Annotated in this window: 11 protein-coding genes; 1 reads left to right on the top strand and 10 read right to left on the bottom strand. The window is 50.9% G+C overall.

Going from position 1 to position 14,068, the window contains the following annotated elements:
- Nucleotides 1–24: 24 nt before the first annotated feature.
- The 3 genes from IPN95_07885 to IPN95_07875 form a co-directional block, all read right to left on the bottom strand.
- The gene (locus IPN95_07885) at nucleotides 25–342 is read right to left on the bottom strand and encodes a DUF3817 domain-containing protein (GenBank protein MBK9449323.1); all 318 of its coding nucleotides are present in this window, start codon (nucleotides 340–342) and stop codon (nucleotides 25–27) included.
- 61 nt (nucleotides 343–403) lie between these two features.
- Complete coding sequence (locus tag IPN95_07880; protein MBK9449322.1) at nucleotides 404–595, bottom strand: hypothetical protein; 192 nt, start codon at nucleotides 593–595, stop codon at nucleotides 404–406.
- A 337-nt stretch (nucleotides 596–932) separates the two neighbouring features.
- Nucleotides 933–1,124 (bottom strand): hypothetical protein, encoded by a 192-nt coding sequence (locus IPN95_07875; GenBank protein ID MBK9449321.1) that lies wholly within the window; start codon nucleotides 1,122–1,124, stop codon nucleotides 933–935.
- A 447-nt stretch (nucleotides 1,125–1,571) separates the two neighbouring features.
- On the opposite strand from IPN95_07875, the gene IPN95_07870 reads away from it, so the two are divergent.
- A complete protein-coding gene (locus IPN95_07870) occupies nucleotides 1,572–4,097 on the top strand; it encodes a choice-of-anchor B family protein (GenBank protein ID MBK9449320.1) in 2,526 nt (841 codons plus the stop codon).
- 77 nt (nucleotides 4,098–4,174) lie between these two features.
- Here IPN95_07870 and IPN95_07865 read toward each other — a convergent pair whose 3' ends face one another.
- The 7 genes from IPN95_07865 to IPN95_07835 all read right to left on the bottom strand — a co-directional run bounded on the left by IPN95_07865 (nucleotide 4,175) and on the right by IPN95_07835 (nucleotide 13,987).
- Entirely contained in the window at nucleotides 4,175–5,422 is a 1,248-nt protein-coding gene (locus tag IPN95_07865; protein MBK9449319.1) for a cation:dicarboxylase symporter family transporter, read from the bottom strand.
- Between the two features lie 54 nt (nucleotides 5,423–5,476).
- Nucleotides 5,477–7,396: a methyltransferase domain-containing protein gene (locus IPN95_07860; protein MBK9449318.1), complete on the bottom strand. Its 1,920-nt coding sequence runs from the start codon at nucleotides 7,394–7,396 to the stop codon at nucleotides 5,477–5,479.
- 41 nt (nucleotides 7,397–7,437) lie between these two features.
- Nucleotides 7,438–8,931 carry a glycosyltransferase gene (locus tag IPN95_07855; protein ID MBK9449317.1) on the bottom strand — a complete coding sequence of 498 codons (1,494 nt, stop codon included), beginning with the start codon at nucleotides 8,929–8,931 and terminating at the stop codon, nucleotides 7,438–7,440.
- A gap of 27 nt (nucleotides 8,932–8,958) precedes the next feature.
- Entirely contained in the window at nucleotides 8,959–9,654 is a 696-nt protein-coding gene (locus IPN95_07850; protein ID MBK9449316.1) for a glycosyltransferase family 2 protein, read from the bottom strand.
- A 110-nt stretch (nucleotides 9,655–9,764) separates the two neighbouring features.
- On the bottom strand, nucleotides 9,765–11,021 hold the full coding sequence (locus tag IPN95_07845; GenBank protein ID MBK9449315.1) for a 4Fe-4S binding protein: 1,257 nt from the start codon (nucleotides 11,019–11,021) through the stop codon (nucleotides 9,765–9,767).
- Nucleotides 11,022–11,616: 595 nt separating this feature from the next.
- Complete coding sequence (locus IPN95_07840) at nucleotides 11,617–12,993, bottom strand: NAD(P)/FAD-dependent oxidoreductase (protein MBK9449314.1); 1,377 nt, start codon at nucleotides 12,991–12,993, stop codon at nucleotides 11,617–11,619.
- 616 nt (nucleotides 12,994–13,609) lie between these two features.
- A complete protein-coding gene (locus IPN95_07835; GenBank protein ID MBK9449313.1) occupies nucleotides 13,610–13,987 on the bottom strand; it encodes a hypothetical protein in 378 nt (125 codons plus the stop codon).
- Nucleotides 13,988–14,068: the final 81 nt, after the last annotated feature.

The raw sequence follows: 14,068 nt of genomic DNA, 5'->3' as shown, positions 1-14,068 counted from the left end.
TCTCTTCGCGAAGAAGGCAACAACTTAATTTCCAGCCTGATGAATGGGCTTCAATATCTTGTGGTCCACATAAAACGTCCCGAAAGGGATGATGCAGGAGAGCAAAACCTTCCAGGTTGTCTGAAACATTTTCCAACGTTGTTGTTGGCCGACCAGCAATGTCAAGAACACAAACAGTATAAAAAGAATCCCATGGGCCATACCCACCGTTTTCACGATGGTGTCGTCACCAAGAAAGCGCTTAACGGGAACTCCTATGAAAACGAGTACGATGAGGGAAGTCCCTTCGAGCAAACCCAGTACGCGCAGAAAACCAATCGTGGAATTGAAGAATTTTTTCATGTTCAAGCGACGAAGTTAAGATGGGAACTTGATTCAGGCTAAAAAGTTGGGGCTTCCCCTCTCATTCGGGAGGCTTGATCTGCGAATGAATCAATTCCAAGAAGGCGATTTGGATCCGCAGATTCAGGTTTACCTGCGAAAGCAATTCCTCGAGTGCCTCACGCAAAGCATTCATTTCCAGCAATTCGGCGTGGGCCTTGTCCATTTGGGCCTGCCACTTGTCATTCCATGAATTTTGATTTTTCTGTGACATTTTTCCGCCCTCCCCGGGGATGTTGGCCGGCGGATGAGCGGGGCGTGGGAGGCGGTTCGGGTTGGGGGCTTGCAAAAAAATTTTTGGCCATCGGACCGTGGCGCCCTGAAACCTCGGTGCAAGGGCGGCACGTGTCCCCTTGGCCAAAAATTATTTTGTTGGCCCCCGGCCCGAAACGCAACTTTGCCTCGTTCATTCGCTGGCGGGCATCCGCGGGGAGGGTGATGGGCTTCGCAGAAATGGCGGAATTCATGGGGCGGCAATTGGCGAATAGATGTGTCTTGAAGCTGGTTAAGGAATCTTCCGAAGCGTTGTAGAATGTGATGGGGAATGAACCTCATTCGGGAGGTTTGAGCTGCGAATGAATCAATTCCATGAAGGCGATTTGGATCCGCAGATTAAGGTTTACCTGCGAAAGCAAGTCCTCCAGCGATTCACGCAATGCATTCATTTCCAACAATTCGGCGTAGGCCTTGTCCATTTGGGCCTGCCATTTGTCGTTCCATGAATTTTGATTTTTCTGTGACATTTTTCCGCCCTCCCCGGGGATGTTGGCCGGCGGATGAGCGGGGCGTGTGAGGCGGTTCGGGTTGGGGGCTTGCAAAAAAATTTTTGGCCATCGGACCGTGCAGCCCTGAAACTTCGGTGCAAGGGCGGCACGTGTCCCCTTGGCCAAAATTTTTTTTGTTGGCCCCCGGCCCGAATCGCAACTTTGTTTCGTTCATTCGCTGGCGGGCATTCGCGGGGAGGGTGATGGGCTTCATAGAAATGGCGGAATTCATGGGGCGCAATTGGCGAATGGGATAGTAACGCTTGCTGATTGAAGGTTGATCCATTTCGGATGCTTTGCGACAGGCATTGTGCGTCAACGACCTGCACGCACACATTTCCCTAATTTTCCGTAGCTTGCTACTTCAATTTGGGACTTGGTGTGAGAAATTATTTGTTTCCTTTTTTGCTGCTTGCTTCGTTGTTCATGATTCCAAAGGGAGTTTCTGCCCAAGTAGGAAATAACATGACCGTGCTCTCCAATTGGGACAACCCGAACTTGCCGATGTACTACAACTTGGTGTACAACGAGGTATTCGGCTGGCACGACGGCAACGGCCGCGAATACGCAATCCTCGGCTCCATGGCCTGGACACATTTCATCGAAGTCACGAATCCGGCAACACCTATTGTGCGTGACAGCGTTGCAGGCACATTTGGCCAATGCATTCACCGCGATTTTAAGACCTACGGCAACTATTGCTATGGCGTCGCCGATGAAGGCAATTCTACACTGCAAGTCATCGACATGTCTTACCTACCCGATTCGGTTCATGTCGTGTACAACAGCGCACAATTTTTCCAGCGGGCGCACAATTGTTTCGTGGACTCGGCCTCCGGCAGGCTCTATATTGTTGGCTCAAATACCCAAAATCAAGGTGTTTTCGTCTTGGATATTGGGACAAATCCAGAGGTTCCCACCTTGCTGGGAAGTGTAAACCTAGGCAGCTACACCCACGATTTATCGGTGCGCGGCGACACGGCTTACATGAACAATGGCTTTGATGGCTTTCGGATTTATGATTTTGCAAATCCTGCGGCTCCCGTAATGTTGGCATCGCTGCCATCCTATCCGCAACAAGGTTACAATCATAGCTGTTGGCTGACCGAGGATGGAGACTACCTCGTCATGTGTGATGAAACGCGCAACAAAAGCTGCAAAATCGTCGATGTACGCAATTTCGGGAACCTCAACATCACCTCGATGTTCCGGTCGGCATTGTTGTTTCCGGATTCGACCAGCATTCCACACAACCCGTTGGTGATTGGCAATTATGCTGTGATTGCCTACTACCACGATGGTGTCCAAATTTGGGACATCAGCAACAAAAGTGCGCCGGTGCATGTCGCCGGCTACGATACCTACCCCATCAACACGACCTACAACGATTGGTATGGCGCATGGGGCACCTACCCATTCCTTCCATCTGGAACTGTTCTCGGCTCAGACGTGCACAATGGTTTGTTCACGTTCCGCGTGCCATTTCCCTTTCCGTATGCGCTTACGGCAACCGATGCAACGGTTCCTGCCACTTGCAACTATAGCTCCAATGGCCAAGCCACCGTCACTCCTGCTGGTGGCACCGCGCCGTATTCCTATCAATGGTCTTCGGGCCACACCACACCAACGGCAAACGGATTATTACCTGGCACTTATACCGTCACCATCAGCGATCGCTACGGATATGACATCGTCCACTCCGTGACGGTCACAAGTCCGTCCGCCCTCCAAGTGAACGTGCAAGTGGGTGCAGAATCCTGCGAAGGAACTGCTGATGGTGCCATCGACTTGCATACAAGTGGTGGCACGCCCGGCTACAACTTCATCTGGAGCACGGGTGATATGGTCGAAGACCTCAACAGCCTCACCGCGGGGACATATTCTGTAACAGTCACTGATTCTGCGGGATGCATTTATTCTGACACGATCTCCCTAAGTTTTTTGATGCCGCGCCCGACTGCGTATGCGGGACGTGACACTGTGCTTTGCAGCAATAGTTTGTTGATCTCTGCGAATGTCCCGATCCAAGGAACCGGTCATTGGGATTGGATCAGCGGCAACGGCACAATCCAAAATCCAAATATTCCGTCGACCACCGTTACAAATCTTCAACAAGGCCTAAATCTGCTGGCTTGGATCGTATTTGATGGCCAATGCAGCGGCGTCGACACCTTGGAAGTTTTTGTAAGCAGCACGGCCTTCATTGATGCTGGAAATGATACCGTCGTTTGTAACTCCAATCTGCAACTCGCTGGTTCGGCATCTACGAACGGTCAAGGAATGTGGACCGTAATGCCCAATACAGTCGCCTTTAACAATGCTACGCTTCCCCATGCGGTCGCCGGAGGCTTGCAGCCGGGCCAATATCAGTTCTTCTGGTCGGTAAGCGATGCCAATTGCCAAGCCATTGACTCGATGACTGTTTTTGTAAGCCGTCCACCATTTGCAGCTTACACTTTTAACGCCAATCAGTTGTCAGTCAATTTCCAGAATCTAAGCCAATATGCCACAAGCTGGCATTGGAACTTTGGAGACGGAAATACAAGCCTGCTTCAAAATCCATCGCATGCCTATGCGCAGGCGGGCGTGTACACCGTCTGTTTGATCGCGACCGACACCTGTGGCAGCGATACTTCCTGCCAAACGTTGGGATTGACGAGCACGGGAGTTTCAAGCCTCCAAACACCTTTGATCCAAGTTTGGCCCAACCCATTCTCCAATTGGATGGACCTCGTGGTTGCCGGCACGAATTCGGATGTTGTTCAATGTAAGCTGATGGACCTTCAGGGAAGAACGCTGTGGCAATCCAATGCCCAACCCCAAAATGGTGCCATCCAACTTCGTATCGATCTGCCGGATTTGCCTTCGGGAATGTACTTTTTGGATGTCAGGGTTGGCGATTGGGGGACAACTTCTTGGTCCAAGGTTCTGCCGGTGATCCACCAGCATTGAGAATGTTCATGCGTTGAATCATTTGGTTCTTCACCGCACACAACCGAAGGCCCAAAGATCAATATCAAGTGATTGACTCAATCCGGTTCCATCTTGGGTTCTGTGAATTCTTTTTCACTTTTGGAAATCACAATTGTTGCAACCGTGTTGCCGATGATGTTGGTGATCGCCCGTGCTTCACTCATGAATTTGTCGACCCCCAGTAAAAATGCGAGCCCTTCCACTGGGATTTTCCCGATCGCTGTGAGCGTTGATGCCAAAACGATAAATCCGCTGCCGCTCACGCCGGCTGCACCTTTGGAGGTAATCATCAAGATCCCGATGATCGACAGCAATTCTCCTAAGCTCAAATCAACATTGTACAATTGCGCCAGAAAAATCACCGACATGGACAGGTAAATCGAAGTGCCATCCAAATTGAAGGAATAACCTGTCGGGACGACCAAGCCGACGACTGATTTGCTGCAACCCATCCTTTCAAGCTTCTCCATGATCGAAGGAAGGGCGGATTCTGAGGAGGATGTGCCGAGCACAATTAAAAGTTCCTCCTTGATAAACCGCAGCAACTTCCAAATGCGAATGCGGTAAAGCCACAAAATGCCGCCGAGAATCACAAAAATGAACAGGAACATGGTCAGATAGACGGTTCCCATGAGTTTGGCCAATGGCGTGAGCGAATGCAGCCCATACTTGCCGACAACCGATGCCATACCGCCAAATGCGCCCAACGGCGCGAGGTACATGACATATTTCAACCCCATGAAAACGTATTTGGAGAGCCAACTCAGCTTTGTGTAGGCCAATTCGCGGCGACGGTAAAAATGCAATCCGATGCCGACCAAAATCGCAACCACCAAAATCTGAAGCGTCAGGTTGTCCAAAAAGAATTTCAGCCAGCTAAATCCTTCTCCATTTCCCTTGACGACGGGACCCTCCGCCGCCTTCAAACTCTCCCGCGGAATGCTGCCCGGTTTGATCCAATAGGCAACAGCGATGCCGATCACGAGTGCAAAAGTGGTTACCACTTCAAAATAAACCAATGCTTTCACGCCGATCCGGCCGACCTTCTTCAAGTCATGCATCCCACTGATTCCCAATACAATCGTGAGAAAAATAATCGGAGGAATGAACAGCTTGATGATCTTCACAAACGTCGAACCGATCACCTCCATCTGCTTGCCGGTCTCTGGCGCAAAGTGACCGAGCAACACACCCGCGATGATGGCGATCAAAACCCAGAAGGTCAGATTGGTCAGAATGCGCTTGGCAATACTCCGTTTTGGCGCATTGGCATCGTATTTGGGAAATTCATGGGCGGCACTCACATTCTTTTCGGGTCAATTCACCACAAATTAATCAAATTGCCTTCACCGCGAAATTCAGACTTGCTTATTCGCGGTTGCAACCCAATCATCCGATCGATCAGCAAGCTCCAAAACATAGATCACCTGCGTAAAAAACACCAGCGTCCGGAATTCCTCGCGGTACACCAGCTTCAGGTCGAGGTCCTTGAAGAGCGCCTGCCATTCTGCATCGGTTTTATTGGTGTGGGGATGCCCTTCGAATTCCAGATTCACCAAGGAATCCGTGAAGTAGGTCAACTGTTGCTGCAGCTTGTTGCGGTAGATGTCTTCCATGATCACCAAACGTCCCTTGGATACCCTGATGGCCTCGCGGATGATTTTCCCAGGATCAGGCGTATGATGCAGCATCGTGATCATCAAGCTTGTATCGAATGACTTCTCTGGAAAAGGAAAAGTGTTTCCGTCGTAAATCTTGGCTTGCACCTCGGGGAAATAGCTCAGATTGGCGACATCCAGCGGTTGGATTTCCAGTCCCTCCAGCCGCAAGGCGCGGCAAAGCCCCCCGTTTCCGGTGCCGATGTCGAGGATGCGTTCGCCCTTTTGGAGATGCTTCGAAATGCGTGCCTGCTTGATCTTGAGTCGTGCAGGAATACTCTTTTGAGCCTGTCTACGAAGGAAATTGCTGCGCAAAATCCATTCGGTCAGGGTGAGGCGCTGCCGCCTGAAAATCCATTCGTAGGCGACGTATGCAAACAAAACACCGTATTCGACCAGCATCAACAAGCCCGATTCACGCACCTCACCCGGCATAAAATAGGCTACGTAGGTGAGCGGCAGAAAAAATGACCAGACCACCGGATAGCGGTATGGACTCAACGCGGCCATCGCAATCAAAGGCGTTATGTACCAAGGATGAATCACCGGCGAATGCAACTGATACAAGGTCAAGGCCAACATCATCGCCGCCGGCAAGCCGGTCCAAACCCGGTTGCGTTCCCGCCAAGCAGACACAAGGATCAATCCCAGCATCAGCCAAGGCAAAATGCGATTCGCCCAGTAGCCCAAAACGCTGCGCACGGCGTAATAAGGCCCGCCATTGAATTCGAAGGAATGGAAATACAACCGCAGACTCTCCTGGAAATGCGCCAAACGGTCCCCATCCAGCATCCACCAAAACATCGGCAGGCAGCAGGCCAAAGTCACCAATCCAAAGGCAAGGGTTCGCCACCAACCCATTCGCCGAATCAAAAAGGGGAAAATCAGGACGGGCAGCAATTTGGTACCGATCGCCAAGGCGAGCAGTGGCGCAGCAGGCAGGATGCCCCATTTCATCAGCAGCCACATCGCTGCCAACACAAAAAATATCATCAGCGCCTCAAAATGGCAATTGCCGATCAGTTCCAGCACGACCATGGGATTGAGCGCATACACCAACACCGCCTTTCGAGGCAGGTTCAGCCGCTTGGTCAACTTCGTCATGATCCAGATGGAACCGATTTCCGCCAGCAAGATGAAGGACTTCAGCACAACCACCGCCAAGTAAACATCACCTCCGGAAATCCTCGCAGCCATGGCAAACACGCCCTGCAAAACAGGTGGATAGACGGTGTAGTACTGCTTCGAATTCAGGTGATCAAAAAGGAATTGCCAATCGCCCACCTGATCTGGACCGAGTTTGGCCATCCATTCGCTTGGCAACATGTCCATCGGATTCACCCCCTCCACCCAAAGGCGGCCGTCCCAGATGTAGCGGTAATAATCGTCGCTGAGGTTGGGATAACAAAAGACCAATCCGACCCGCAAAATGATGCCAAGCGCGATCGCCATCCGAAAAATACTTCGGTTTTCGGGCGCACGCAGGATCATGGCATATCCAAGGAAGGCGAGCAGGTAGAGGCCCGCGATCCATCCAAATCCTTGCAAATAAGGGGCATTGACAAATTCCATCCGGCCCGTCGCAACAACCAAGGCCAACATTCCTGCAAACCAGACCATGATCCAATGCGGAGAGCTGCTGCCGGCGGATTGCATGGCCACTAGTGTGTGGCCCTCAGGCTGTGCCGCACCGAAAAATAAAAAACAAGCCCATACCCGAAAATCAGGAGGATATGGAAGGGCAACATACCGTAGCTTCCGTACCAGAATTCCATTCCGATGCCAAAACCGATATACAACAGCATCAAGCCTTCCAAAACGGTAATCGGCGAAATGCGGCGGCTGATGTATTTGGTGCGGGTTTTCCAGTCATCTTTCCCGTCAGTCAGGGCGAATTTTGGCGTTCGGATGAAGGGCGTCTTGCGGCCGATATAACCTTCCATGGTCGCGATGGCATTGTGCAAGCTCAAACCCATGGTCACACACCAGAAAACCGGAAATGTCACCACAAAGCGCAGGAAGCCCTTGATTCCCCGGCCTCCGAGCCGATTGCGTCGCGAGACCCAGAAAAACAGGATCAAGGCCAGCAATGACATCGAGAAGATCGAGGCATACTGCATCAAGCCAGCGACGATCGGATTCGTTTCGTTGTAAAACACGAGTGGCACACTGAGCACCGCATTCAAGACGATGCAGATGAACAGCATGCTGTTGAGCAAGTGAAAGGTCGCATGCACCTTGGTGCCGAATGGCAGTTTTGCCATCAAAACCTTACCCAGATTCTTCCTTGCCGTCTCCGCTGCACCTTTGGTCCAGCGAAATTGTTGACTTTTCACAGCGCCCATAGCCGCGGGAAGCTCGGCCGGGGAATCGAGATTCTCCAAAAACTTGAAACGCCAGCCCTTCAACTGCGCACGGTAGCTCAGATCAAGATCCTCGGTCAAGGTATCGCTCTGCCAGCCACCGGCATCGTCAATCGTCGAACGTCGCCAAACGCCGGCCGTCCCGTTGAAATTGATGAAATAGCCCATCGAGTTGCGCCCCTGCTGCTCCACCGAAAAGTGTGCATCCAAAGCGAAGGCCTGCAGTTTCGTGAGGATCGAATAGTTGCGGTTGATATGCTCCCAGCGCGTTTGCACCACCCCGATTTTGGGATCGTGAAAATGCGGAATCGTGGTCTTCAAAAAATTGGGATGGGGAAGAAAATCGGCGTCAAAAATCGCGATGAATTCGCCTTTGGCCTTTTCCATTCCCTCTTTGAGGGCGCCCGCCTTGAAGCCTTGGCGGTTGCTGCGGTGCACATGAACGATGTCGAGCCCCTTGGCTTTCCATTCGGCGACCTTTTTGGCGGTGATTTGAACAGTTTCGTCGGTCGAATCGTCGAGTACCTGCACCTCCAGACGATCCGCAGGATAGTCAAAGGCGGCAATGGAATCGATGAGCCGCTCGACGACATACATTTCGTTAAAAATGGGCAGTTGCACCGTCACCATCGGCCAAGGTTTACCAACCGGCATGGCAGGCAATGCTTCATGGGCCATTTTTTCACGTTTTTGGAAACGCGTATATAAAATGGCCAAATGTACCTGTACGCCACTGTACATCAAGATAAATGTCAGCGCTACAAAGTAAAGTACCAGGATGGCAATACCCATTTTGATCGATTCCGCCTTCTAATTCGCCTACAAATATCTAAAAATGGTGTAAAGAATCTTATACCCTGCCAGGATCGTTCCCTTCACTGTCCCCGAAACCTTGGAAACTCCGATCCTACGACGGTAATTTACAGGCACTTCCGTTGTCTTAAATTTCTTTTTGGCGGCCTTGAGTTGCATTTCCACCGTCCAGCCGTAGGTCTGATCCTTCATCTCCAAAGCCAACAGTTTATCCATCTTGATTACGCGGAATGGCCCAAGGTCAGTGTACCGCGTGCGGTAAAACAGGCGAATCAACGTGGTTGCCAACCAGTTTCCAAAAACTTGCTGAGGCGTCATAGAGCCCCGTTCACGCGCGCCCAAGGCCCGTGAACCGATGACCATGTCATAGCCCTCTTCCAGTATCGGCCGCAATAATTCCGGCAATTGTTCCGGATGGTCGCTGTAGTCCCCGTCAATGAACACGATGATATCCGGACGTTCAGCACCCTGCTTGGCATTCGCATAGGCAATCCCGCAAAGACAAGCAAATCCATAGCCGCGCCGAGTTTCACGCAATACCGTGGCACCAGCGGCTTTGGCATTGGTTTCCGTGGCGTCCGTCGAACTGTTGTTCACGACCACCACTTCCCTCACCAATCCCTTGGGGATGTCTCCCACGACCTTTCCTATCGACTCCGCCTCATTGAATGCGGGAATAATCACCAAGATGTTTGGATTCACAGGTCGAAATTAGGAAAGAATTCGAGACAGGCGCTAATCAGATGCCGATTGGGGAAACTCAATTGACATTCTGAGGACCCCTTAGACCTTCAGCAATCCTTGCTTCTTGATCAACCCTTGATCTGAATTTCGCCTGCGGAGATCGAAATTGGTTCCAAACCGTTGTAGCGGGAATCGGTTGGACCATTCTCCAGATTCAAAACACCACGTGGGCAAACGCTGCTGCACACGCCGCAGCCGACGCAGGAAGCACGCACAATGTTTTCGCCACGTTGTGCATAGGACTTGACGTCGATCCCCATCTCACAATAGGTGCTGCAATTGCCGCAAGAGATGCACTGACCGCCATTGGTGGTGATACGGAAACGGGAAAAGTATTTCTGGATAATCCCCAAAATGGCCGCTTGCGGGCATCCGAAACGGCACCAAACGCGCGAACCCAAGATCGGATAGAACCCGGTCCCAACGACCCCTGCAAAGCAGGATCCGATGAGGAAACCGTATCCGCTTTTAAGGTTTCCCTTCAAGCCTTCACCAAGGAAATGCAATTTCCAGTCGACCAACAGCAGTACCGTCACCAAGGTGATGAGGCCCAAAACCGAATAAATCGACCAGCGCTCGATGCGCCAGGCCTTGAGTGACTTGTCGCTCTGCTGCCGGAAGGGGTCGCCTGCCGTTTCGGCCAAACCGCCACAACCGCAGACGAATGAGCAATACCAACGTTTCCCAAAGAAATAGGTCAGCACAACCACCCCGACAAAGCTCATGAAGATGCCGAAGCCGATCGCAATCCATCCGAATGTGCCAAATCCAGCTTGTGTGGTCAAGTATTTGCCATCGCTGCTCGGCACGTGCACACCATCAAATGGCTCGACGCCTGTGTAGTATTCTATCGTACTCGGCGTCAATCGGTCATATCCCAATGGCCAGAAATAGCTGAAATAATGCGCAGTCACCTGCGGACGTTTGGCGAGCATCGGTCCTTGAGCCTCCAAAGTTTGCTCCTTGGCGGCGTTGTACCGTTGTTCCAAACCTGCCAGCATCGGGCTGTAAAGCGCGGTGTTCACACCTTTGTCGACGCTGTCCTTCACAGCGTAGTACTCGTTCTTGGCTGATTCGTAGCCCTGATAGACAGGCAAATAGGAAGCAACTGCCGGCTCAAATTGAACGCGTTGCTTTTCATTCAACACCTCAAAAACCGTCGGCAACGCAAATGCGATGACCAACTGAAAGAAGGCCACGCAAAGTGTACGCACGATTTGGTATTTGCTGTGCCGATATTTCAGGATAAAACGGAAACCCATCACGACCACGGCAACCGTGTAAATGAAGCCGTAGACAAACCATTGATTGGTCACATGGCCCATGCCCTGTTCGTCAATCCAATAGGTGCTTTTGCCCGTAATCGCATGGTAAAGCGGATCGGCAGCAGCCACAAGGCCAAAAAGCTGATCGGGAAACCAATAGAGAATGATGTAAAATCCTGTGAAGGCAATGGCGAGCATCCAGCTAATCGCTCCGGCTTGCCGGGTTGCTTCGCTGTGAAAAATGCCATTGTTCTTGATCCCGGCAGGACCTTTGCCAAATGCTCCCCAGAAATAGATGGTCGCGCCAATGGCCGTCACGACAAAAACTGCGGCAAACATGGCCCAACCTGTCAAATTGGCTCGCAAAGCCAACAATACCAGGCTGATGACGCCCGTGAACAGGCATATCGCACTCAAGGATCTATATTTCTTGCGGTTGATTGAGCTCAGCACGCCCGCGGATACGATAAATGCGCCTCCGAATCCCATCACAAGCCAGGGACTTAATGGCGTTGCACTCAAAAATCCCACCAACAAGGCCAAAATACCGAGCCCGGTAAGCAAGGCACCCAATCTTTCCACCCCCGACATCTGTGCCGGCGGGGTCAAGGACAAAGAATGATCGACAGTACTCATAATTTCAACGCGCTGGAGTTCAGTGGATATTTGTGGATGAAACGGCTGGCTTGGCCAGCGAATGTTTGCCAAAAATCATGGAGAGGAGGCTTCCCCGACTTTTTTGCCGAACCTGTTTTCCGGTTTTGGCGGTATAAAGTGCGGCGATTTCAACTTCATAGGTTGCAAAAAATTCGGGATCGAAGTTGGCGGCACGAAGGTTTTCAATCACGTAGTCCAAGGTGCGACCTTCGTGGAGCCATTGATCGCAGACCTTGTGTCGGTAGCGCACGCCCATCAAATTGAAGCCGGTGACCACATTGGTGTCCTTCCTGAAATTGATTCGAATGCTTTTGTGACCGTCCTTTGCCTCCCAATAGAGGGTATCTTCAGCTGCCGGCAGGACTGGTGGAACCTCGCCATAGACTTGGTATTCAATGTCAAAGAATTTGGCCGAATTGAACCAAATTCCGGGTGAATAGGCCCTTCTTTTGCCCGTGATGTTCAGCGCAACCGTTTCACCATGCATTTTCCCCGTGTACCAAACCTGCTCGATTGGCTTGCGCAGCGGCAAGGGGTGCCTGAATTCGGCGCAATCGCCAATGGCGTAAACGTTGGGGACATTGGTCTCAAAATACTCATTGATCAACACGCCGCGTCCAAGATGAATGTCGCTTCCTTTGAGGAAATGTACATTGGGACGTACCCCCGCGGTCAAACCCACCCATTCGCATTCAATGATGTCGCCTTTGCTCGTCTTGATGGCTTTGACTTTGCCAGTACCGTCGTTGATGATCTCGGCGAGTTCAGTGCCGAGTCGCAGGTCCACATGATGTTCCCGTATATGCCTGCTCACCATCGCGCTTTCCTCGGCCGGGATCACATTGTTCCAATAGCTGCTTTCTCTGACCAAAAATGTCACGTCAATATGCCTGGAAAGAAGCATTTCGGCCATTTCAATGCCGATCAGACCGCCGCCAACGATCACACCGCGCTTGGCATGCTTGGTCCAATACTCCATATATTCAAGGTCCTGCAGCGAATACAATCCGCCGACGCCCATCAAATCCTGGCCAGGCCAGTTAAATTTATTGAAACTGCTGCCGGTAGCAATTACAAGCGCGTCATAGTGCAAATCCTTGCCCGAACTGAGCTGCAGGCGTTGATGCGCGGTGTCTACATGCTCGACGTAGGCTTGGATCAGGTTAATGCGATTCTTTTCCCAAAACCAATCCTCATAGGGCGTGATTTCTTTCATGCGCATGTGGCCCATGTACACGTACATGAGCGCGGTACGGGAAAAGAAGTGTTTGGATTCTGCCGACACAATCGTGATGGCGTAGTCGCTGCATTTGCGGATGTAGCGTGCAGCGGTCACGCCAGCAACGCCGTTTCCTATGATGACAACATGTTTCATTGCTTCGCGTTGGTGATTTTCCCTCAATTTGGAGACAAAATTCCGATCTTAAAAATCTTTACCACGAATTGGCTGGGAAATGCGATAAATCGGCATCCAACTTCAAATACTTGCGTAAAAAAGAGGGTAAATCTATCGAATGCGTGAATTGAAGGAATTCTATCGTTCGAATCCCAAAAAGTTGTTTAGTTTTATGGCCCCAAACATTTGAGAGAGCTGATGAAAAAGAAGATTGTTTTGGCCTTGATGGCGATTGCGCTGATTGCTGCGACTGGTTGCACCACGAGCAAGCACCACGGTTACGTGAGTAAATACCCCTGCCACAAAATTCACCCTTGCTGCCATTGACATTGGCTTGATCCTTTGTTGATCACCTCCTTCTGATTTTGCAAGGTCAAATCCGATTGCGCAGAATTTCTGTGAATTCCACTATGTTCTCCGCCTTCCCACTGAGGATGTAGATCCTTGTGCCTTACTGTCAACCTCCAGGATTCTGCTTATAAAGAAGCTCTTCGGAAAAATTTCCTAGCCTCCTGCCTGTATTGCAGCAAAGGCATACAACTCCCATGCTTTTCTAGGAAAAGAGGCAGTTAAAATTCTAAACCAAGGTAAACGATTACCTGCGAGAGCCTTGGAACCACCCCGAACCTCCTAAGTCATCAGAAATGTTGCCTTGAATGGCCTTCCTGTCATAGGTTCCCCTGAAACTTGTGTTTTTCGGAGGATTGTTCAGCGTCCAAATGACGGTTTCTTCGACATTGGACCATGTTCCAGTGATTGTCGCTGTATCATCGTGGTGCACCAAAACGCCCCCATCGTTAAATTCAGCGTAGGGGCTGAAGTCGTTCGGGCCCCCAACCCAATAACATTGATACCAATAAACACGGCCTGCTATGGAATCAGGCTTGTTACTGCAACCTGTTATGGTCGTTGCAAGAAACCCAACCAAGACGAGGAAGGTAGCAAGGTGTAACTTTTTGAGTCTTCTAGTCATTTGAACTACAAATTGATCATAGCAATATAGTGCATTTCCTCATTCTTACAGTGAACCCTTCAAAGAATTTGATCCAACGCC

The organism is Bacteroidota bacterium (genome assembly GCA_016718825.1).
GTDB lineage: Bacteria > Bacteroidota > Bacteroidia > J057 > JADKCL01 > JADKCL01.
Note: the sequence above shows the minus strand (reverse complement) of the source record. Positions and strands in the feature narration are given on the sequence as shown.